The sequence below is a fragment of the Curvibacter fontanus genome (assembly GCF_054780335.1).
Genome location: NZ_BAAGWN010000010.1, coordinates 38,825 through 59,364, shown reverse-complemented (window position 1 = coordinate 59,364; position 20,540 = coordinate 38,825). Strand labels below are relative to the sequence as shown.

Annotated in this window: 22 protein-coding genes; 7 read left to right on the top strand and 15 right to left on the bottom strand. The window is 68.7% G+C overall.

The window, feature by feature from the left end; translation table 11 throughout:
* The first annotated feature begins 6 nt into the window (after positions 1-6).
* The 5 genes from ACYVH8_RS05570 to ACYVH8_RS05550 all read left to right on the top strand — a co-directional run bounded on the left by ACYVH8_RS05570 (position 7) and on the right by ACYVH8_RS05550 (position 3,874).
* Positions 7-690: a sulfite exporter TauE/SafE family protein gene (locus tag ACYVH8_RS05570; RefSeq protein WP_460487892.1), complete on the top strand. Its 684-nt coding sequence runs from the start codon at positions 7-9 to the stop codon at positions 688-690.
* Between the two features lie 41 nt (positions 691-731).
* Entirely contained in the window at positions 732-1,514 is a 783-nt protein-coding gene (locus ACYVH8_RS05565; protein WP_460487891.1) for a glycosyltransferase family 2 protein, read from the top strand.
* A gap of 240 nt (positions 1,515-1,754) precedes the next feature.
* Positions 1,755-2,036, top strand: coding sequence for an acyl carrier protein (locus ACYVH8_RS05560; protein WP_460487890.1), 282 nt, complete (start codon positions 1,755-1,757; stop codon positions 2,034-2,036).
* A 28-nt stretch (positions 2,037-2,064) separates the two neighbouring features.
* Positions 2,065-3,327 carry a beta-ketoacyl-[acyl-carrier-protein] synthase family protein gene (locus tag ACYVH8_RS05555; RefSeq protein WP_460487889.1) on the top strand — a complete coding sequence of 421 codons (1,263 nt, stop codon included), beginning with the start codon at positions 2,065-2,067 and terminating at the stop codon, positions 3,325-3,327.
* Positions 3,328-3,361: 34 nt separating this feature from the next.
* Positions 3,362-3,874 (top strand): 3-hydroxyacyl-ACP dehydratase FabZ family protein, encoded by a 513-nt coding sequence (locus ACYVH8_RS05550; RefSeq protein WP_460487888.1) that lies wholly within the window; start codon positions 3,362-3,364, stop codon positions 3,872-3,874.
* A 15-nt stretch (positions 3,875-3,889) separates the two neighbouring features.
* On the opposite strand, the gene ACYVH8_RS05545 is transcribed toward ACYVH8_RS05550, so the two are convergent.
* Complete coding sequence (locus ACYVH8_RS05545; RefSeq protein ID WP_460487887.1) at positions 3,890-4,591, bottom strand: lysophospholipid acyltransferase family protein; 702 nt, start codon at positions 4,589-4,591, stop codon at positions 3,890-3,892.
* 98 nt (positions 4,592-4,689) lie between these two features.
* Here ACYVH8_RS05545 and ACYVH8_RS05540 point away from each other — a divergent pair, with 98 nt between their 5' ends.
* Positions 4,690-5,358: a phosphatase PAP2 family protein gene (locus ACYVH8_RS05540; RefSeq protein WP_460487886.1), complete on the top strand. Its 669-nt coding sequence runs from the start codon at positions 4,690-4,692 to the stop codon at positions 5,356-5,358.
* Here the strand turns inward: ACYVH8_RS05540 and fabG are convergent.
* From fabG to ACYVH8_RS05480, 12 genes are read right to left on the bottom strand one after another with little or no spacing between them, the layout of a single operon-like run.
* Positions 5,355-6,074, bottom strand: a complete 720-nt coding sequence (fabG, locus tag ACYVH8_RS05535) for a 3-oxoacyl-ACP reductase FabG (RefSeq protein ID WP_460487885.1) — start codon at positions 6,072-6,074, stop codon at positions 5,355-5,357. The two genes, ACYVH8_RS05540 and fabG, sit on opposite strands and share 4 nt — an antisense overlap.
* A 22-nt stretch (positions 6,075-6,096) precedes the next feature.
* Positions 6,097-6,549, bottom strand: coding sequence for a hydroxymyristoyl-ACP dehydratase (locus tag ACYVH8_RS05530; RefSeq protein ID WP_460487884.1), 453 nt, complete (start codon positions 6,547-6,549; stop codon positions 6,097-6,099).
* Positions 6,524-7,333, bottom strand: a complete 810-nt coding sequence (locus tag ACYVH8_RS05525) for a beta-ketoacyl synthase chain length factor (protein ID WP_460487883.1) — start codon at positions 7,331-7,333, stop codon at positions 6,524-6,526. Before ACYVH8_RS05525 ends, ACYVH8_RS05530 begins: the two co-directional genes overlap by 26 nt.
* A complete protein-coding gene (locus ACYVH8_RS05520; RefSeq protein ID WP_460487882.1) occupies positions 7,330-8,523 on the bottom strand; it encodes a beta-ketoacyl-[acyl-carrier-protein] synthase family protein in 1,194 nt (397 codons plus the stop codon). Before ACYVH8_RS05520 ends, ACYVH8_RS05525 begins: the two co-directional genes overlap by 4 nt.
* Before the next feature lie 25 nt (positions 8,524-8,548).
* Positions 8,549-10,924 carry an MMPL family transporter gene (locus tag ACYVH8_RS05515; RefSeq protein ID WP_460487881.1) on the bottom strand — a complete coding sequence of 792 codons (2,376 nt, stop codon included), beginning with the start codon at positions 10,922-10,924 and terminating at the stop codon, positions 8,549-8,551.
* Positions 10,921-11,520, bottom strand: coding sequence for a LolA-related protein (locus ACYVH8_RS05510; RefSeq protein ID WP_460487880.1), 600 nt, complete (start codon positions 11,518-11,520; stop codon positions 10,921-10,923). Before ACYVH8_RS05510 ends, ACYVH8_RS05515 begins: the two co-directional genes overlap by 4 nt.
* Positions 11,507-12,454: an LpxL/LpxP family acyltransferase gene (locus ACYVH8_RS05505; RefSeq protein WP_460487879.1), complete on the bottom strand. Its 948-nt coding sequence runs from the start codon at positions 12,452-12,454 to the stop codon at positions 11,507-11,509. Before ACYVH8_RS05505 ends, ACYVH8_RS05510 begins: the two co-directional genes overlap by 14 nt.
* Complete coding sequence (locus ACYVH8_RS05500; protein WP_460487878.1) at positions 12,451-12,750, bottom strand: 3-hydroxyacyl-ACP dehydratase FabZ family protein; 300 nt, start codon at positions 12,748-12,750, stop codon at positions 12,451-12,453. Before ACYVH8_RS05500 ends, ACYVH8_RS05505 begins: the two co-directional genes overlap by 4 nt.
* Positions 12,751-13,503, bottom strand: coding sequence for a class I SAM-dependent methyltransferase (locus tag ACYVH8_RS05495; RefSeq protein ID WP_460487877.1), 753 nt, complete (start codon positions 13,501-13,503; stop codon positions 12,751-12,753). It abuts the gene before it with no gap.
* A 47-nt stretch (positions 13,504-13,550) separates the two neighbouring features.
* Positions 13,551-15,722, bottom strand: a complete 2,172-nt coding sequence (locus tag ACYVH8_RS05490; protein WP_460487876.1) for a polysaccharide deacetylase family protein — start codon at positions 15,720-15,722, stop codon at positions 13,551-13,553.
* A 9-nt stretch (positions 15,723-15,731) separates the two neighbouring features.
* A complete protein-coding gene (locus ACYVH8_RS05485; RefSeq protein ID WP_460487875.1) occupies positions 15,732-16,247 on the bottom strand; it encodes a COG4648 family protein in 516 nt (171 codons plus the stop codon).
* Positions 16,248-16,278: 31 nt separating this feature from the next.
* Positions 16,279-16,551, bottom strand: a complete 273-nt coding sequence (locus ACYVH8_RS05480; protein WP_460487874.1) for a phosphopantetheine-binding protein — start codon at positions 16,549-16,551, stop codon at positions 16,279-16,281.
* 77 nt (positions 16,552-16,628) lie between these two features.
* Here ACYVH8_RS05480 and dusA point away from each other — a divergent pair, with 77 nt between their 5' ends.
* Positions 16,629-17,636 (top strand): tRNA dihydrouridine(20/20a) synthase DusA, encoded by a 1,008-nt coding sequence (gene dusA, locus ACYVH8_RS05475; RefSeq protein ID WP_460487873.1) that lies wholly within the window; start codon positions 16,629-16,631, stop codon positions 17,634-17,636.
* Here dusA and ACYVH8_RS05470 read toward each other — a convergent pair.
* On the bottom strand, positions 17,625-17,966 hold the full coding sequence (locus ACYVH8_RS05470) for a hypothetical protein (RefSeq protein WP_460487872.1): 342 nt from the start codon (positions 17,964-17,966) through the stop codon (positions 17,625-17,627). The two genes, dusA and ACYVH8_RS05470, sit on opposite strands and share 12 nt — an antisense overlap.
* Before the next feature lie 32 nt (positions 17,967-17,998).
* On the bottom strand, positions 17,999-20,536 hold the full coding sequence (locus ACYVH8_RS05465) for a sensor domain-containing protein (protein WP_460487871.1): 2,538 nt from the start codon (positions 20,534-20,536) through the stop codon (positions 17,999-18,001).
* Positions 20,537-20,540: the final 4 nt, after the last annotated feature.

The window sequence follows — 20,540 nt, the reverse complement described above, 5'->3', positions numbered from 1 at the left end:
GGCCTTATGCAGACGACCCTGGCCGCCACGGCCCTGCTCATGGGGCTGGCTGGCGGCCCCCATTGCATCGCCATGTGTGGCGCCGCCTGTGCCGGCCTCGGCCAGGCGGCCGGTGAGCGCCGCGCCGAGGCCCTGTGGAGTTTCCAGCTCGGCCGTGCCATCGGTTACGGCCTGCTCGGCGGCCTGGCCGCAGCCTCGATCCAGGGCCTGGGCTGGCTCACGATACAGTCGGCCGCACTGCGCCCGGTCTGGACTCTTTTTCACGTGGCCGCCATGCTGCTGGGGCTGCTGCTGCTGGTTCGCGCGCAGCAGCCGGTCTGGCTGGAGAGCGCGGCGCGGCGCCTGTGGAACGGCGCACGCACGCTGGCGGCCGGGCGTGGCCGTGGCGCTCCGCTGGTGGTCGGCATGCTGTGGGCCCTCTTGCCCTGCGGCCTGCTGTACTCGGCCCTGCTGGTGGCGGCCATGACCGGCAGCGCGCTCGAAGGCGCCGCGGTGATGGCCCTGTTTGCCGCGGGCACGGCCGTCTCCATGATGACCGGCCCCTGGCTCTGGTTGCGCCTGCGTGGCGCCGGTCGCGGTGACTGGGGCGTGCGCCTGGCCGGCCTGGCCCTGGCCGCCAGTTCGGCCTGGGCCCTGTGGATGGGCCTGGTGCATGACACCGCGCCCTGGTGCCTCACGCCGGCCAGCTGATTTCGCGGGCCTGACATGGCCGTTTGCCATAATCGACGCTCATGTCACGTCCTTCCGGCGCCGCGCTTTCGCGCACCCATCTCGTCCTGATCCCCACCTACAACGCCGGCGCCAAGGTGCTGGAGACCGTGCGTGAGGCCTTGCGCCACTGGGCGCCGGTCTGGGTGGTGGTCGACGGCAGCACGGACGGCAGCGGCGCGCAGTTGCAGGCCCTGGCCGCACAGAAGCCGGACCTGAAAGTCATGGTGCTGGCGCAGAACCAGGGCAAGGGCGCGGCTGTTTTGCACGGGCTGGCGCTGGCCGAGGCGGCCGGCTACACGCATGTGCTGACCATGGACTCCGATGGCCAGCATCCGGCGCAGCTGATCCCGGCCTTCATGCGGGCCTCCATGGCCGATATGTCCTGCATGGTGCTGGGCAAGCCCGTGTTCGATGCCGATGCGCCGGCGCTGCGCGTGCAGGGCCGCAAGGTGTCCAACGCCTGGGCCAACCTGGAAACGCTGTGGATGGGCATCGGCGACTCGCTCTACGGTTTTCGCGTCTACCCCGTCTCGCCTTTGCTGAAGATCATGCGCGGCCAGCGCTGGATGCGCCGTTTCGACTTCGACATCGAGGCCGCCGTGCGCCTGTGCTGGGTGGGCGTCTGGCCCGTCAATATCGACGCGCCGGTCAAATACCTGCGGCCCGAAGAGGGCGGTGTCTCGCACTTCAACTACCTGCGTGACAACGCCTTGCTGACCTGGATGCACACACGCCTGATGCTGGGTTTTGCCCTGCGCCTGCCGCAGTTGCTGGTGCGACGCCTGGTCGGGCGCCACCGTTGACCCGGACGGTTGGGCGGGGGACCTTTTCCGTACGAATTCTGGGGGAATCTGGGTACAATTTGAACCGGACCATGGGCCGGCCAGTCGGGGCTCATGGCTGCAGCCGGACAGGGTGTTCCCTGTCTGGCGCCGTAGACAACAACAAATTCCCTGGGATGCTCGTCAGCTGTGAATTCCGGACCACCAGGCGGTCCGATTTACCTGCCAGACCGCGGGAGCCCATGAGGAAACAGAGTCACCATGCTGCGTCAGATCATCAAAGATTTCGTCATTCAACAGTTCAACGTCGACCCGGCCGTGTTCGACCGGCCCGATCTGAAGGTGTCCGATCTGGGCCTGGATTCGCTGGGTGTGGTGGAGATGCTGTTCGAGGTGGAAGACCTCTACGGCTTCCAGGTCGATGATCCCGCGCGCTACAGCAGCATGAGCTTTGACGAGATGGTGGCCGATATGGAGACCACCATCCGCGCCGCCAATAACGGGCAGATCCCGGCGCCGACTTCCCTGCAGGGCAAGGCCTGAGCGGCCCTTGGCGCTGCTGGCCTGGTCCATGTCTGCCGCTTCGACTGTGCAGCGCGTTGTCGTCACAGGCATCGGTCTGCTGAGCCCGCTGGGCCTGACGCGCCAGGCCAGCTTTGAGCGCCTGATCCGGGCCGAGAGCGCCATCCGGCCGGCCGCGCCGGAGATCACCCGCTGGTTGCCGCAGGTCTTGTCGGCCGACGTGGATCCCGCTTATGCGCAGCAGCTTGATCGCAACGAGCAGGGTCTGGACCGCGCCACGCAATTCGCCCTGCTGGCCAGCCGCGAAGCGCTGGCCGATGCCCGGGCCGCGGAGTGGGACCTGGCCCCCGAGCGCATCGGCGTGTTTGCCGGCATCGGCCTGGGCGGGGCCACCACCGGTGAAGCCCTCTACACCCGCATGAGCGAGCAGTTGCAGGCCGGCCGCAACCCGACGGTGATGCACCCCTTGTCAGTTCCGCGGCTCATGCCCAACGCCGCCACGGCCGCCATCTCGATGGCCCACCAGCTCCGTGGTCCCACGCACACCTACAGCGTGGCTTGCTCCTCCTCGGCCATGGCGCTGGGCGAGGCCTACCGCAACATCCGCCACGGGTACGCCGATGCGATCGTGGTCGTCGGTGCCGAGGCCATGAACGTGCCCGGCGTCTTCATGGCCTGGAACGCCTTGCGCGTGATGGCCAAGCCCCATCCCGGGAACCCGGCCGCCAGCTGCCGGCCCTTTGACCAGGACCGCAGCGGTTTTGTGCTCGGCGAGGGCGCGGCCGCCCTGGTGCTGGAGACGGCGGACTCCGCCCTGCGCCGTGGCGCGACGATCTACGGTGAGATCTGCGGTTATGGCAGCAGCAGCGACGCCAGGCATCTGACCCAGCCGTCCAGCGAAGGCCAGTACCGCGCCCTCCGCATGGCCCTCGATGAATCCGGCATCGCGCCGGCCGGCATCCACTATTTGAACGCCCACGGCACGGCCACCGAGGCCGGCGACGTGGTGGAGAGCGAGACCATCCGCCAGGTCTTTGGCGACCATGCCGACCGCCTGCCGGTGAGCTCCACCAAGGCCCAGCACGGCCACCTGATCGGGGCCGCAGGCGCGACCGAATTCGCCATCAGCCTGCTGGCCATGCAAAGCGGCAGCATTCCGCCGACGGCCTTTCTCGACCAGGCCGATCCGCGCTGCACCCTGGACTACGTGCCCCGGCAGGCGCGCCACGGGCAGAGCCTGCAGGCCGTCATGTCGAACTCCTTCGCCTTCGGCGGCAGCAATGTCTCGCTGATCGCGCGACGGTACCCATGAGCCGCCAGGCCGTTCTCAAGGCGGAGCTGTGCCGATGAACGAGACGCTCAGCTATCCCATCGTGCTCGACGTTGACGACCTGTGCCGGCTTTTGCCGCACCGTGGCGACATGCAACTGGTCGAGTCCCTGACAGTGCTGGACCACGACCATTTCCAGGCCAGCGCGCGCTGGTCTGCGGACGGCGCCATCCTGCGCGGGCACTTTCCCGGCCTGCCCCTGGTGCCCGGCGTGATGCTGGTCGAACTGGTGGCGCAGGTTGCAGGCGCCGGCATGCGCGCCGGCTCGCCTGTGGCGCGGCGGCTGGAGGGCGACTACCTCGGTTTGCTGGCGGGCATACGCAAATGCAGCTTCAAGCGCCCGGTGCTGCCGGATGAACGCGTCCAGGTGGATGTGCGCACACGGCCCATGTCGGAAACCGCGGCCGCCGTGTCGGCCGTTCTGACCGTGGGCGGCGAGGAGGCCGCCCAGGTCGAGATCCTGGTGATCAACTCCCCACGCCAGGCGGTCCTGGACGGGATGGCCGGCCTCATCCAGCGCAGCGCCTGAGCTGTTGCTGCGGGCTCAGTCCTTCGTCGGGAGTTCGCTGCGGAAATAGGTCTCCAGCTCGTTCAATGCCTGGGCCGTGAGCTCTGGCGGAGCGAAGCGCCGGCCCAGGCGGGCCCGGATGGTGAGGGGCAGGACCGGCGGGGTGAACAGGCCCCAGTGCTTGCCCAGGTAGGGCGTGGAAAACTCGAGGATGACCGCCTGCATGGGCACCTGGCTTTTCTTCGACATCAGAATGCAGGCGCCGGAGAGGCTGCTGATGGGGAACTCGCGGCTGCGTCCGCCTTCCGGGAACAGGATGAAATGGGCGCCATGCTCCAGTTCACGGCAGGCGCCTTCGATCATGCGGCGCGGGTTTTCGTTGCTCACGTACCTGGCCATGCGCGCGCCCACGCCATACAGTGGGTTGTGCAGCAGGCTGGCCTTGAGCACACAGGTCGCCTTGGACGAGCAGCTCAGCAGCATGACCGCGTCGAGCAGGGAAGGGTGGTTGGCGATGATGATCAGCGGCCCTTCGTCCTGCAGGCCGTCCAGCTCATGCAGGTCGGTGCGGATCTGGCAGACCCAGTGCAAGGTCCGGAGGTAGGCCTGAAAGCCCCAGCGGATGATGCGGCGTGAAACCGCCCTGTGCCAGCGACGCGGCAGCGTGATGAAGAGCAGCAGGAACAGCGGGATCGACAGCAGGCAGATCACCGCGAGCAGGCCGAGCCCGAAAACCATCACAAAAACTTCGTAGAGTCGCCACAGGGGGTTGCCGGATCGCCGCGATTGCATAGACAGAGTTGATACCATTGCGCACAGATCAGCGATTATTGACCATGCCTCTTTCCCGACAGTCCCCGGCGCGCGAATTGAACCGCTTGTTCTGGCGCCTCTGGTGGCTCAAGGCGCCCGGCTCGGCACTCTTCATCTGGCTGTTTTTCGAAGCCTATTTCTTCCTGCTGCGTTACCCGCATGCGCAGGTGAGCACGATGCCGCTCACCTGGCTGGACCGGGCCATTCCCATGCAGGGATGGGCCTGGGGGCCCTACCTCTCGCTCTGGTTCTACACCTGCCTGTCGCCCGCGCTGATGCCCAATCTGCGGCAGCTGCTGTATTACGGTCTCAGTGTGGGCGGCACCTGCCTGGTCGGCCTGGTCTGTTTTTATCTCTGGCCCACGGCCGTGCCCGCTTTCGAGCGGCTGCCGGGCAGTGGCCTGGCCATGCTGGAAGGCATCGATGCAGCGGGCAATGCCTGTCCGTCGCTGCATGTGGCCATCGCCGTGTTCTCGGCGATCTGGCTGCATCACCAGCTGCGTGCCGTCGCGGCTGGCCGCGCCTGGCTGGCGTTGAACTGGCTGTGGTGCCTGCTTATCGCCTACTCGACCCTGGCGACGAAGCAGCATGTGGTGCTGGACGTGCTGGGCGGTGTGCTGCTCGGTGCCCTGGGTGGCCTGTTGACCCTGGGCCTGTTCCGCCGGCGGTTTGCCGCCGACGCGAAGGTCTAGACCATCCCGCCGTTGACCGAGATCACCTGGCCCGTGATGTAGGCGGCCTGCTCCGAGGCCAGGAAACCCACCAGGGCTGCGACTTCCTCGGGCCGGCCCGCGCGTTTCATGGGCACCAGGCGCTGGATCGACTCGGCGTCGAAAGCGTCCTTGCTCATGTCCGAAGCGATGATGCCCGGCGCCACGGCGTTTACCGTGATGCCCCGGCTGGCCAGTTCCTGTGCCAGCGACTTGCTGGCCGCATGCAGGCCGCTCTTGGCGGCCGCGTAATTGGTCTGCCCTCGGTTGCCGGTGATGCCGGCAATCGAGGAGATGCTGATGATGCGGCCCCAGCGGGTGCGGATCATGGGCAGGGTCAGCGGCTGCGTGACATGGAAGAAGCTGTTGAGCGAGACGTCGATCACGCGGTGCCACTGCGCGCTGCTCATGCCGGGGAAGACCGCGTCGTCGTGCATGCCGGCGTTGTTGACCAGCACCTGGATGGGCTGCTGCGCCACGATGGTGTCCAGAGCCGCGCGTGATGCCGCCTCATCGGCCACGTCGAAACGCACGGTGCTGGCCGAGCCGCCCGCGGCCACGATCTCTGCACGCAGCGCTTCGGCCGCTTGGATATTGCGGTTGGCGTGGACGATGACGTGCAGGCCGTCGGCCGCCAGCTGGCGGCAGATGGCCGCGCCGATGGCGCCGCTGCCGCCGGTGACGAGTGCGTGTTTCATGCGAGGTCCGTTTGCAGGGGGTTCATGGCGCCCCCGCGTCGAGCATGACGCTGGCGCGGCCGCTGAGCAGGGTGGCGCCCTCCGCCTCGAGGTGGAAGCTGTAGAGGATGGTGTTGCCGTCGCCCGAGAGGCGCTGGGCGTGCACCTGCAGTTCGGCGGGCAGTGTGTCGAGCCGCGGGGCCTGCCACTTCACGTCGCGCACGCTGGCCAGGAAACCGGCGGCCGGCGCCGTCTCGCTGCCGGCCAGCAGGGCGCCGTGCACGGCCATGGCCTGGGCCGCGTACTCGATGCCGTTGGCCATGCCCAGCTGCCCATCCGCACGCAGCGGGTTGTTAGTGTTTTGATGGCTGTTGGCACGGCAGACGATGCCGCTCTCGTCCCAGCGCAGAACGGCATCGAGCAGGCACATGCTGCCCTGGTGCGGAATGCGGGCCGCGATCCAGGCGTGGTCAGGCAGCGGGCTGGATTTCTGCATCGAACGACATCCCATCCAGGTAGTCCAGGCGGACCCGTCCTGCCTCAGCCCGCGCCAGACGCTGCAACAGGGGCAGGCTGCGCGCCGCCGGCGTGTCCCGTCGCAGCTGTTCCAGTGCCGGGTCGCTCATGCGGCTGGCGGCCTGCCGTGTCAGGCTCAGGCCCAGCGTGGCCAGCGTTGCCGGCCCCGGCCGGGGGCTCAGCAGCAGGGCCAGGCCCAGGGGATGGGTGATCGGGCGCAGGCTGGCCAGGGGCTGCGGGTAGGGCGTGTCATAGGCCAGCAGCAGGCAGGACTCGCCGGAGCTCAGCACCTGGGTGGCCGCCTCGAGCAGACCGGCCGCAAAGGAGCCGTCGTAGGCGCACAGGCTGGTGGAGGGCGCACGGCAGGCCGTGGCGATGCTCCAGTAGCCGGACGGTGCGTTGTGCACCGAGTTGTGGAACCGGGTGGGGGAGACCGCACGGTCGCTGGAGGCCAGGGTCTCGAGGATCGTGTTGCAGTTGTCGCAGTCGGCCGCACTCGATGTGAACACCGTGCGCAGGGTGGCGGGATCGGCGCCCGCCTGGCGGATGGCTTCGAAACCGGTGGCAAAGGCCAGCTTGATCGCGGTGCCGGCCCGGCGCCGCTCTGCGGCGGGCAGCGCTTCGGCCGGTGGCAGTTGCAGCGGAGCCAGGGTCAGCGCGGCGCGCCCGGCCAGTACCTCGGCGGTCTGTGGCCAGCCGGACAGGCCGGGGCCGTAGAAGCCGACACCCTCCAGATGCACCTGCAATGGGGTGGTGGATTTCATGCGGCCACCTTCGACAGCACCAAGCTGCAGTTGCTACCGCCAAACCCGAAGGAGTTGCTCAGGGCATGCTGCAGGGGCAGCTCGATATTGGCCAGAAGGTAGCGGGATTTCAGGTCCGGATCGAGCTGCTCTGTGCCGCAGCCGCCCGGCGCCAGGCCATGCTGCAGGGCCAGCGCGCAGATGATGGCTTCGATGCCCCCGGCCGCGCCCAGGGTGTGGCCGGTATGGCCCTTGGTCGAACTGCAGGGCGTGGCCGTGCCGAACAGGCCGCTCACGGCCTTGTCTTCGGAGGCGTCGTTGCTGGGAGTGGCCGTGCCATGCAGATTGATGTAGCCGATCTGCGCGGGCAAGAGGCCGGCCATGTCGAGCGCGGCCTGCATGGCCTGGCGCGCGCCCAGGCCTTGCGGATGGGGCGAGGACATGTGGTGCGCGTCGCTGGATTCGCCGATGCCGCTGACCACGATGGCGCCAGCCGGTGGGCTGTCGGCGCGTTCCAGCAGCACGAAGGCCGCCGCCTCGCCGATGGAGATGCCGTCGCGTTCGGCATCGAAGGGGCGGCAGGGGCGGCGTGAGACGAGCTGCAGGGAGTTGAAGCCGTAGAGCGTGGTCAGGCAGAGCGAGTCGACCCCGCCCACGATGGCCGCGTCGATCAGGCCGCAGGCCATCATGCGCTGGGCATTGCCGAAGACCTTGGCGCTCGATGAGCAGGCGGTCGAGACCACAAAGGCCGGTCCCTCCAGGCCGAAGTAGGAGCGCACGAAATCGGCCACGGAGTAGCTGTTGTGGGTGTGCCGGTAGTCCAGGCTTCCCGTGAAGTGGCCGGTGCCGGGGTCGCGCTGGCGGTAGGCCAGTTCGGCGCTGAGGATGCCCGAGGTGCTGGTGCCCAGGAAGACGCCGACGCGGTCCTGGCCATGGCAGGTGATGGCCGCACGCACCGCAGCTGCAAAACCGTCCTGTTCCAGGCCCAGTTGCGCCAGCCGGTTGTTGCGGCAGTCAAAAGCGCCCAGGTCCGCGCGCAGCGCGTAGCTGTCGAGCCCGGCCACGGCGCCCAGGCAGGTGTCGAGGTCCACCGTTTCCCAGCGCATGGCTTGCACGCCGCTGCGCTGGTGGCGCAAGGCATCGAGCGTCGGCGCAAGGCCTGCGCCCAGGGCGCTGGTCAGGGTGTAGGCGGCGAGGTGGAGCGGCAGCATGGCAGAGGTGCTCAAGGGCGGAGGTTCAGGCGGGCGATTCTACCGGCGCAGCCTGCTGCGGGCCGGGCTGGGGCCGGGCCAGAATGGCCGAGAACAGCAGCGCCAGCACCGTGCCCAGGCCCACGGTGATGCCGAGGATGGACAGCACCGGCACGCTGGACAGGGCCAGCATGCCAAAGCTGCCCACGATGGTCAGGTTGGCCGTCACCAGGGACAGGATGGTGCGGTGCTGTTCCTGCAGGCTGGCGCCGGTATTGGCGCTGTCGAAGAACAGGGCGTAGTTCGAGCCGATCGCGACCACCAGCAGCAGGCCGACCAGGTGCAGGATGGTCAGCGAGGTGCCCCCCAGCAGCAGCGTGCCGGTCACGCAGACCACGGCGCAGACCAGCGGCAGGGCCACGCGCAGGGTGCGCGTGATGGAGCGCAGTGTCAGCAGCAGCAGGACCAGGATGGCCAGGCAGCCCAGACCCGAGAACAGCAGCGCCTCGTGCAGGTAGCTGTCGAACAGGGCGCTGGTCTCGGCGAGCAGATCGATCACGGTGATGTTCGTGCTGCCGCCGGCCTTGAGCGCCGCATCGACGCGCTCGATGTCGATGTCCTGCTCGGCCGCGTCGACCAGACGCGGGCGCAGCGGCATCAGCACCAGCACGTCGCGTTCGCGCGGGATCAGCAGGGAATCGTAAAGCAGCGCCGAGGCGGTGCCGTCCAGATCCTGGCGTGTCAGCAGGGGGCGGACGCGGCTGCGTTCCACGTCGGACAGGAAGTCCTGCAGGCGCTCGGGTTTGAGCGGCCCGCCCGCCAGCGCGGCCTCCAGCCGGCGGCGCAGCGGGGCGGCTTCGGGCAGCGCGGCCTGGCGGGCCTGCTGGCTGGCCAGGCTGGGCAGTACGAGGGCAGGCGAGCTGTAGCCCGCGAGCGCGCCGTCTCGGCTCAGGGCCTGCAGCACGCGGCCGGCCCGCTCGGCCTGTTGCAGGGCCTGTTCGGGATTGGCCGCCGTCAGCACCGCCAGATAACGCAGGTCCGAGGCGCCCAGGTTGCGGCGCAGTTCCTCGTGCAGCTGCTGGTCGGCTTTGGGCACGGGATTGAGGGCGGAGATGCTGCGGTTCCAGATGCGGTCCGCATGCAGGGTCACCACCCCCAGCATGCCTGCCATGAGCACCGGCAGCAGCCAGCGCAGCCGCGGGGCCAGCCGCATCAGCTGGCGCAGCCCTTCGCCGGTGCGCGGCATGCCCGGCACCGGCAGATGCTGCGGTGTCAGGCCGGGCAGAACGTAGCGCGTGACCAACATGGCGGCCACCAGGCCCACGGTGGAGTACAGGCCGAGCTGCGCCAGACCGGGGAAACCCGAGCCCAGCAGGGCCAGGAAACCGGCCACCGAGGTCAGCAGGCCCAGCCAGAGCGTGCGCCAGAAAAGGCGGGCTGCGCCGGGGCCCGGGCGCTGGACAAAAAGATAGATGGCGTAGTCGACGGCCTCGCCGATCATGGTGGTGCCGAAGCCCAGCGTGATGCCGTGCACCTGTCCGAAACCCAGGCTCACGGCCGTGATGCCCGCCAGCGTGCCGCTGAGCATGGGCAGCAGGCTCAGGCCCAGCAGCATGGGAGAACGGTAGACCAGCAGCAGCAGGCCCACGACCAGCACCAGGCTGGCCAAGGCCAGGCGGTGCACTTCGCCTTCGATCAGGGCGCGGGAGGAAACCGAGAACACGCTGGTGCCCGTCATCAGCAGGCGGGTGTCGGCCTGGCGATCGGGGATGGCGGCAAAGGCGCTGCGCACCGTTTCCAGCGTGCGGGCCTGCGCGTCGATGTCCGAGCCCTCGGCCCGGGTCTGCAGCAGCAGCAGGGCGCGCGCGCCGTCGTGCGTGGACCAGACGCCAGCGGTGCTGGGCGGCTGTTCGCTGCCTTCGAACTGGGCCAGCAGCACACGCGTCTCGGCGGTCGGGTCGCGCGGCAAAAGCTGCTTGAACAGCATGCCGGCGCTGCCCGAGAGTTCTTCCAGCGTGGCGCCGATGGCGCGTCGCAAGCCTGCTTCCGAAAAGCGTTGCGCGTCCACCGCGGGGCTGAGCAGGTAGCGGTTGTCGAAGATGTAGGCGCGGTCGAGCGCCAGGTCGGTGGCGCTGCCGTTCTGGACGCCGATGAACTCCGTTTTTCCGCGCAGGGCCGCGGACAGCGCTTTCGAGAGCCGGGCCCGCTCGGCCGCGTCGCCGCCCTCGATGCCGACCACGATCAGGCGCGCGATGATGCCGTCCTTGAGCTGGTCCATCAGCATCTGCTGGCGCTCGCTGGGCGCGCGCGGCATGAAGGCCGAGAGGTCGGCCACGAAGGTCGTGCGGGCGATCACGGCCACGCAGGCCAGCAGGGCCGCCAGCCACAGCATCGCAGGCAGGAAACGGCGCCAGCGCGTCATGGCCTGGCCAGCGGGGTGATCTGCATTTCGGAGCGGTCGCCATCGGCATGGTCATAGGCCACGCTCGACACCTCGCCCTGGCTGCCGCCGATGCGGATGCGGCTGATGATGCGGCTCATCGTGGGCTCGCGCGGCTCCAGCATGAGCTGCCAGCGGGCCGGCGTGCCCAGCAGATGGACCCGGTAGACCTTTTCCAGCGCCTGGCGGTCGCCGGCCAGGGTGCCGCGTATGCCTTCGACGAAGGCGGCCACTTCCGGGTAGGACTGCAGGTTGACGGTCTTCTGGCGACCGTCCTGTTCCAGCGTGAGCCGGTTGCCCTCGAGCAGCATGGACTGCTTCCTGGGCCTGAGCGTGCGCATCTCCATGCGGTCCGGCGCTGTGAAGGACAGTTCACCCGAGGATTCGACCGGCTTGTCCAGCATGCTGATGTACTTGCGCTCGACGAAGCGGGCCTGGCCGTTTTGGGTCTGGGCCAGCAGCTGCATCAGCTCGCCCAGCTGCCATTCCGCAGCCTGGCTGACGGAGGTGCCGGCCAGCAGCACGGTGCCGAGCAGGACCAGCAGGCCACGACGCAGGTGGATTTCATCGGGGAGCACGGAGAGTCTCTTTCCAGAAATCATAAAAATTGAACCAGTTGTATGGTGCCAGGCGACAGTGCAACTCGATCAATTGAGCATAGCGCTCAATGGCCGCGCGCATGGTGGCATCGCGCTGGCCCGCAGGACTTGCGCTGAAATCGGCCAGGCGTTCGAAATGGATGTCATAACGGTTGCCGCCCCGGTACAGGCCGGTCATGAAAAACACCGGGCGCCGCACGATGGCGGCCAGCCGGAACGGCCCCGTCGGGAAAGGGGCCGTTTCGCCGAAGAAGGACACGTTCAGATGCGGGTCCGGGCCCACGGCGCGATCGGCCAGCAGGGCCACCCAGGCGCCGGCCTGGACGCGTTCATTGAGCGTGAAGATGGCATCGAGCCGGCCCAGGGGGATGATGTCCAGCACCACCTGCGCGTTGACCTGGGCCAGCATGCTGTTGAGCAGCCGGGCGTTCTGCGGGTACATCGCGGCGCAGACCTTGTGCCTGGCATTTTTGCGCGCCAGCGTGCGCAGCACTTCGAAACTGCCCAGGTGCGCGCCAAAGATCAGCAGGCCGCCCGAGGCGTCGTCGCCAGCGGGCAGCAGTTCTTCGCCGAAGACGCGGATGTCGAAGAGCTCGTGCCGGTCGTTGAGCAGGTAGACCCGGTCATGGATGGTGCTGGCAAAGGCCAGGATGTGGTGGTACAGCTCGCCCCAGCCCGCGCGCCGGCCCAGCACGCGCTGCAGGTAGGCGCGCGAGGCGGCGCGGGCTGCGGGCACCGCGAGCAGGAAGTACAGGGCGATGCCGTAGACGATGGGGCGCGTGAGGCGCCGCCCCAACGCCAGCGACAGCCAGGTCATGAAGCGCAGCAGCGCCAGGCTGCCGCGTTCCTTGCGTTGCAGCCAGACCGGGGGGACATCGCCGGGATCGGGACGGTGGGGTGGGGCCTGCGTCATGCGCCCTCGGCCCTGGCCACCGTGTAGCGGCCGCTGGCGATGCGCCGCTCACCGCAGCGGATCTCGAAACGCACTGCGGAATCGCCCGTTTCAAAGTCCAGCGCCAGGGCCTCGCCGGGCAGGGCCGGGCTCAGGAACTTGGCCATGGCGATGCCGGAGAGGGTGAGGCCACAGGCCTGTTCGATGGCGCGCTGGGCCCGGTCCAGCAGGACCACACCGGGCAGGATGGGCCGGCCCGGAAAATGGCCGGCATAGGCGGGATGGTCGATGGCCACCGGCAGGGGCAGGCGGATCATTCAGCCTCCATTCCCGCTGCCGGCAGATGGCGCCAGCCGGGCGACCAGCAGGATGTTGGCAAACGGCGTGCCCTGGTGCATGGGGATGGCTTCCACAGCAAAGCCCAGCGCGCGCAGCAAGGTCTGCCAGTCGTCCAGCGTACGGCAATACAGGCGCGAGAGCCGGTGGCCGCGCACGAAGGTGACCGCGGCATCCACCCAGTTGCTGATCCTGAAGGGCAGGCCGGCCGAGGCGTCGCCTACGCGCAGCAGCAGCGTCCCGCCGGGGGCCAGGGTGGCTTGCACACGACGCAACACGTCCTCCTGGGCCTGATAGTCGACGTAGTGCAGCACGTCAAGGATCACCGCCACATCGGCCTGGCCGAAATCAGCCGTACACATATTGCCCAGCGTGAAGCGGGCGCGTTCGCCCAGGTGCGCCAGCGCCGTCCGGGCGCGCTCCACATCGCGCGGCATCAGCTCGATGCCATGCACCTGCACGCCGTGGGGCGCCGCGGCCCAGCCGATGGGCCAGGCGCGTTCGGCCGGCGACTGGCCCGTGAGGCTGCCCAGCAGGGACGCCAGCAGGCCCTGGCCGCAGCCGATGTCGAGCAGGCGCGCGTTGGCAGGAATCAGGCCGCGCTGCAACAGTCCGGCAAAGGCCGGGTCACCGCTGAGTTTGCCTCGGGCGAAATGCCAGGGGAATGGGCCCAGGGGACGGTAGGGCGCGGTGGCCTGGTTCAGCAGCTCCGGCGGCAGGAAAGGGGAAGGCATCAAACGACAGGGTTCAGGCAGCGGGGTGGCGCATTTTAGGGCGCGCATCAGCATGATGCGGCGTCCAGCGTTACCGGTTGCAGCCCGCGTGCGCGGATGGTGGCCAGCAGGGGCGGCAGCACCTCCAGCAGCACAGGCTGGCCGTTGGGACTGAGGGCGGCATGGTGGTCGTGCAGCAGCAGGATGTCACCCGGACCCAGATCGCGGGTCAGGCGTCGCAGCACGAGGCTCGCGTCACCCGTACGGGTGTCGAAACCGCGCCGTGTCCAGCTGGCCAGTTGCAGGCTCAGCTCATGCAGCACGGGGTCGAGGAAGATGTTGCGCAGGCCGGCCGGGGCACGGAAAAAACGCGGGCTCTGGCCGGTGACGTCTTCCAGCGTGGCCTGCGCGGCACTGATTTCGCGGCGCAGCCGGGCCGGCCCCATCACGGAAAAATGGTGGCGGTGGTGCTCACTGTGGTTGCCCAGGGCGTGGCCGCGCCGCAGGATCTCGCGCGCCAGTTCCGGATGGCGTCGCGCATGGGCGCCGATGCAGAAGAAGGTGGCCTTGGCTTGCAGTTCGTCCAGCAGGTCCAGCACGGCGGGGGTGACCTGCGGGTCGGGGCCGTCGTCGATGGTGAGCGCGACTTCCGGGCGCTGGCGCGGCAGGTGGGTCAGATTGGGGCCCAGCCAATGGCTGCGCGGCCACAGACCGGCGGCCGCGATCAGTGCATGGTTGGCCGCCAGCGCGCCCAGGCTCAGGGGCCAGGCCGGTGTGAGCAGACCGACGCCGGCCAGGGCATGCACACCCAGTGTGAGCTGCACGAAAGGCGCCGGTTTCCAGCGCTCGGTCGGGGCGGTGGCGGTCCGGGTCGCACCGCGTTCCTGTGCGGCCTGCCGGGCCAACTGGGCCAGCGCCTGCTGGGGCAGTTTGCCGGTGGCGTTGCGCGGCAGGGCCGGCAGGAAATGGACGGGGCGTGGCAGGAAGGCCGGGTCGATGCGCTCGCGCATGGCGTGTTGCAGCCCGGTCTCGCTCAGCGATGGCGCCACCACGAAGGCGACCGGGCGCTGGATATGGCCCCGCGCATCCTGCGCCAAGTCCTGCGGCCAGTACAGGGCGGCGTCGAGCACGCCCGGGATGCTGTTGATCTGGTGGTTCAGGTAGGCCAGCGAGGTGCGCTTGCCGGCGATGTTGACCATGTCGGCATGACGCCCCAGCAGGGCGAAGCGGGTGGGCGACTGCAGTTCCAGCACATCACTGAGCGGCACCACGCCTTCGACGTGACCGCCGCTGGCCGCGAAACGCGGCTCCCCGTCCACCGAGGGCTGGGCCTGCACTTCGATGCCTTCGAAGGTCTGCCACAGATCACCGGCCGCGCAGCGGCGCGCGGCGATCTGGCCGGTTTCGGTGCTGCCGTAGATTTCGAGCAGCGGGGCGCCCAGCGTCTCCTCGGCCTGGCGGGCCAGCTGCGGCGCCAGCGGCGCGGTGGCGCACAGCAGCAGGCCCAGCGGGGGCACGGCGATGTGCGCCTCGATCAGGGTGCGCAGGTGAAAAGGCGTGCTGACCAGCAGGCGCGGGGCGGGCGTGTTCTGCAGTGCGGCGGCGATATCGGCCGGGTAGAAGGGATGACTGGCGTCGATCACACCCTCGTTGAGCAGGGGCAGCAGCACCGTGGATTCGAAGCCGTACATGTGCTGGGGCGGCACGGTGCCGGTGACCGTGAAGGGCTGATCGCTGCCCAGCCATTCGCGCACACGGCGGCCCGCACCCTGCGCGTTCTGCACCAGCGGCCCCCAGTGCTTGGCGTGCGGCATGGGCTCGCCGGTCGAGCCCGAGGTGAAGACGTAGGCGGCGATCTGTCCGCCGTCGATGTCGGGCACCTCGAAGGGGGCGCCGGCCGCGGAGATGGGGCCGCGTTCGTAGACGATCTGCGGCAGGCCGCCGCTGTCACCGGGGGCATCCACCACGGCGTGCAGGCCGGGGTAGCGCTGGCCCAGGCGCTGCAGCATCTCGGGCGTACGGGTGGAGGGCAGCAGCAGCGGCACGCCGCGCAGCAGGGCCGCGCCCAGCACGACGGCGAAGTGGTGGCGCTTGCTGCACAGATTGAGCACGGCGGCGTCTTGCGGCAGGCGCGCGGCCATATGGCGCACGGCACCCAGGTAGTCCAGCGCCGTGATGCGACGGCCATGGGACCAGGCCAGCAGGGCCTGGGGTGTGCGGTGCGAGATCAGGGCGGGCATGGGCTGGGCTCAGGCGCCATCGCCCGCAGCGCGTTTTTTGTCGCGGTACAGGGTGAAGCTCTGGAGGATGGAGACGTGGGGGATGCCCCGCAGGCAGTAGCGCCGGGCCGCGTACTCGGCCACGAACATCCCGCCCAGCAGGGGGATGGAGATGACGTTGACGAAGAAGGACCAGGTGGCCAGCGAGACCGTGAAGAACAGGACCAGCGGGATCACGGCCATGGCGATGAAAAACCCCGTCCAGGCCCAGGTGGCCTGGCGCGCGTAATGCGCGATGCGCGGGCTGTAGTCGGCGCCGTGGATGCGCCGGGCGAACTGGGCGATCAGCGGCTCATGGCCCGGGCGCAGCGTGTGGCCGAAGAACCAGGCCAGCAGGGTCTGCATGCCCACGGTCTGCGCCAGGTTGATCCAGGCCAGGGTGGCGTGCGACCAGCTCGAAGCCGTGAGCAGCCAGTGCATGACGGCCGGGTAGCCCAGCAGGAGCAGCAGGGCCAGCGCCGTTTTGAACCACAGTCCTGTTTTCATGGACAGGTGCGAGGAGCGTGGCCGCAGCGGCTCAGACGCGGTGGCTGGCGATGTGCGCCGCCAGGCTGCGCAGGGAACTGAAGATGTTGGCGTTGTCGGGATCGTCCGAACGCATCTGGAAGCCGTATTGCTTGGAAACGGCCAGGGCGATCTCCAGCACGTCGATCGAGTCCAGGCCCAGGCCGTCGCCGTACAGCGGGTCCAGCGGCGCGATCTGCCCGGGGCTGACTTCCAGGTTCAGGGCGGTGACGATGAAGCTGGCGATCTCGCGTTCGAATTCGGTCTGGGTGTCGGTGGTGCTCATGGCGGCGTGTGACAGGCAGGGGTTGCTGAAAAGGTCAACCAGCCATTTTAGCTGCTAGGGCCTGAGATAATCAGGGCATGTCCGACCCCCAGTCCGCTGCCTCCGGGCGCTGGCGCCTGTCGGTCGCGCCCATGATCGACTGGACCGACCGCCATTGCCGCTACTTTCACCGCCTGCTGAGTCGCCACACGCGGCTCTACACCGAGATGATCACCACCGGTGCGTTGCTGCATGGGGATGTCGCGCGCCACCTGCGTTTCAATGCCGAGGAGCACCCGGTGGCCCTGCAGCTGGGCGGTAGCGAACCGGCCGATCTGGCGCACTGCGCGAAGCTGGGCGAGCAATGGGGTTACGACGAGATCAACCTGAACTGCGGTTGCCCCAGTGAGCGCGTGCAGCGCGGCGCTTTCGGCGCCTGCCTGATGGCCGAGCCCAGGCTGGTGGCCGAGGGGGTCAAGGCCATGGTGGACGCCGTGTCCCTGCCGGTCACGGTGAAACACCGCATCGGCATCGACCGGACCGAGAGTTACGAGTTCGTGCGCGACTTCGTGGGGACCGTGGCCGAGGCGGGCTGCGCCACCTTCATCGTGCATGCGCGCAATGCCTGGCTGCAGGGCCTGTCGCCCAAGGAGAACCGCGAGATCCCGCCGCTGCGCTACGAGCTGGTGCACCGGCTCAAGCACGACTTCCCGCAGCTGACCATCGTGATCAACGGCGGCCTGAGCACCGACGAACAGCTGTCGCGCGAACTGCGCCTGCTCGACGGCGCGATGATCGGCCGTGAGGCCTATCACAACCCTTGGCGGCTGGCCTCCTGGGACGAGCGTTATTTCGGCGCTGCGCCTTCGACGCTGACGCGTGAGGCGGTGGAGGCGCAGATGGTGGACTACATGCTGCGCCAGGCCGCGGCCGAGGGCACGTCCTGGTATTCCATTGCGCGCCACATGCTGGGCCTGCGCCACGGCCTGCCGGGTGCTCGGCGCTGGCGCCAGGTCTGGAGCGACCACACGCTCAAGGGCCGGGATCCGCGCGAGGTGATGGCCCTGGCCCATGGCCAGGACAGCGGCGTACGCCTAGCCGCCTGAGCGGCCCGGCCCTCGGCGGCCGGCCTGCTTCTGGTACCTGCCCTCGCTCGCCGTGGCGTAGTGCTCCATGAGCCGGTTGAGCTTGAGGGTGGGTGTCATGAAACCGTACCCGATGGTCCAGGGCTCGCGCACCAGGTGCGTGTTGCGCGGCACGGCATAACGCGCGAAGCTGGCCGTGGCCTGCGCGATGTCCTTGAGCGCGGCTTTCACGGCGCGTGCATCCGTCAGGCTGGTGGGCGCCTCGGGGTCCAGGCCCAGGCGCTGCCATTCCTCGCGCTGCAACAGGGCCACGCAGGCGATGAAGGGGCGCTGCTCGCCGCGGCCAGCCAATCCTGCTGGCGCTGGATCGGCGGCTGCGCGGCTCAGCTTTGCCTGGCCAGGAGGTAGCGCTCGAATTCCTCGGCCGGCATGGGGCGGGCGCAGTGATAGCCCTGGGCCTCGTCGCAGCCGAAGTCATGCAGCTGCCGCATCAGCTCGGCCGTTTCCACGCCTTCGGCGATGGCGCGCAGGCCCAGGCTGTGCGCCATCTGGATGATGGCGCGCACGATGGCCGCGTCGTCGGCATCGGTGGTTAGGTCGCGGATGAAGCTGCGGTCGATCTTGAGCTTGTCGATGTCGAAGCGTTTGAGGTAGGACAGGCTCGAATAGCCGGTGCCGAAGTCGTCGATGGCCAGCTGTACGCCCAGCCGCTTGAGGCGCTGCACCGCGGCCGTGACCTGTTCCACGTCCTGCAGCAGGATGGATTCGGTCAGTTCCAGCTCCAGCAGGGCCGGCACGAGCCCGCTGTCCGAGAGGGCCCGGGCCACGGTGTCTTCGATCGCACCACGGCGGAACTGCACGGCCGAGAGGTTGACGGCCATCACCAGCTCCGGCAGGCCCGCACGTCGCCAGCGCATGGCCTGGTGGCAGGCCTCCTGCAGCACCCAGGCCCCGATGGGCACGATCAGGCCGCTGTCCTCGGCCACGGGGATGAAGCGGTCCGGTTGGACCAGGCCGAACTCGGGGTGTTCCCAGCGCAGCAGGGCCTCGGCGCCGACCACACGGCCGCTGCCGATTTCGACCTGGGGCTGGTAGTGCAGCACGAACTCGCCGCGTTCGATGGCGCGGCGCAGGCCGCTGCGCATGAGCAGGTGTTCGACGGCCTCGTCGTCCATGGCCTCGTCGAAAAAGCGGTAGGTGTTGCGGCCGGCTTCCTTGGCGCGGTACATGGCCATGTCGGCCTTCTTGCGCAGGATGTCGAAATCGCTGCCGTCCTGCGGGTAGAGGGCGATGCCCAGCGAGGCCGAGGTGGTGAGTTCGTTGCCTTCGCAGACATAGGGCTCCTGCAGGGTTTCCATGATCTTGGTCAGAACGGGCAGGCTGGCTTCGATGCCATGCAGTTCGCGCAGGATGAGGACAAACTCGTCACCGCCCTGGCGGCTGATGGTGTCGCTGTCGCGCACGCAGCGCTTGAGCCGGGTGGCGACTTCCTTGAGCAGGGCGTCGCCGGTCGCATGGCCCAGCGAGTCGTTGATCTTCTTGAAGTTGTCCAGGTCCATGAAGACCAGGGCCAGGCCGCTGTGGCTGCGCTCGGCCTGGGCGATGGCCTGTTGCAGGCGGTCTTCGAGCAGCACGCGGTTGGGCAGGCCGGTCATCGGGTCGTGGTAGGCCAGGAACTCGATGCGCTGCTCGGCCTGCTTGCGTTCGGTGATGTCCGAGCCCGTGCCGCGGTAGCCGCGGAAGACGCCATCCTCGAAGATGGGCTTGCCGTGGATGGCGTACCAGCGCAGCGCGCCGGCCTTGGTGCGCAGCTGGTAGGTGAAGTCCTTGAAGGGCAGGCGGGCTTCCAGCGCCCGGCGGTGGGCCGCCCAGTCGGCGGGCGTGAGGCCTTCGATGGGCAGGTCCCAGCGGTGCTGGCCCAGGAGGCCGGACTTATCGTGGGTGGGCGAGAGGTGGCCGCGCGAGATGTCGACGAAGCGCAGCTCGGCGTCCATTTCCCAGAACCAGTCCGAGGCCATCTCGGTCAGGTCGCGAAAGCGCGCCTCCTCGGCGCGCAGCTGCTGGTTGATGCGCGCGAGCTCCTCGGTGCGCTCCTCGACGCGGCGCTCGAGCTCGTGGTGCGCGAGGGCCAGGGCTGCCTGGGCGTCTTTCTGCGCGCTGATGTCCTCGCTGATCCAGATCGCGCCCTGCACACCGTCCGGGGTGCTCAAGGCCTTGGCCAAGTGCCGGCTCCAGATCGCCACGCCGTCGTTGCGGCGCCGGTGGTGCCATTCGATGTCCACGAGCTCCCCGCGCGCCAGTCTGGGGCCGACGGCGGCCCCAAAAGTCCGGTAGTCCTCGTCGCTGTCGAAGAAGACCCGCGCCTGCTGGCCGGCCAGGGTGCCCAGCTCCCAGCCGTAGATGGCCTCCATGCGCGGGTTGCAGTGCGCGATCCGGCCGTCACGCGTGAACAGGATGCCGACCGAGGCGTTTTCCAGGATGGCCTGCTGGCGCTGCAGCAACTCGGCCAGCCGGGCCTGCTCCCGGCGCTGTGCCGTCACGTCTTCGATGATCCAGATCGTGCCGGCGAGGGTGTTGGCCGGGTCGATGGCCTTGGCCCGCAGGCGGCAGAGCACGGCGCTGCCGTCCTTGCGGCGCATGGGTGTCTCCGTGTCCAGCAGCTGGCCGGCCGAAAGGATGGGGCCTGCCTGCCGGCCCATGGCCTCGTAGTCCTCGGCGCTCAGGTAGAAGAGGGAGCCGGGCTGACCTACAAGCTCGCTGCCGGTCCCGCCGTAGATTTCGGTAAAGCGCGGGTTGCAGTGCAGCACCTTGCGATCGCGCGTGAAGAGGATGCCGACCGACGCGTTCTCCAGGATGGCCTGGTATTCCAGCAGCGTCTGCTGCAGGGTGTTGTCTTTGTTGGCGCTTGCCCGCGTGGTCATGGTT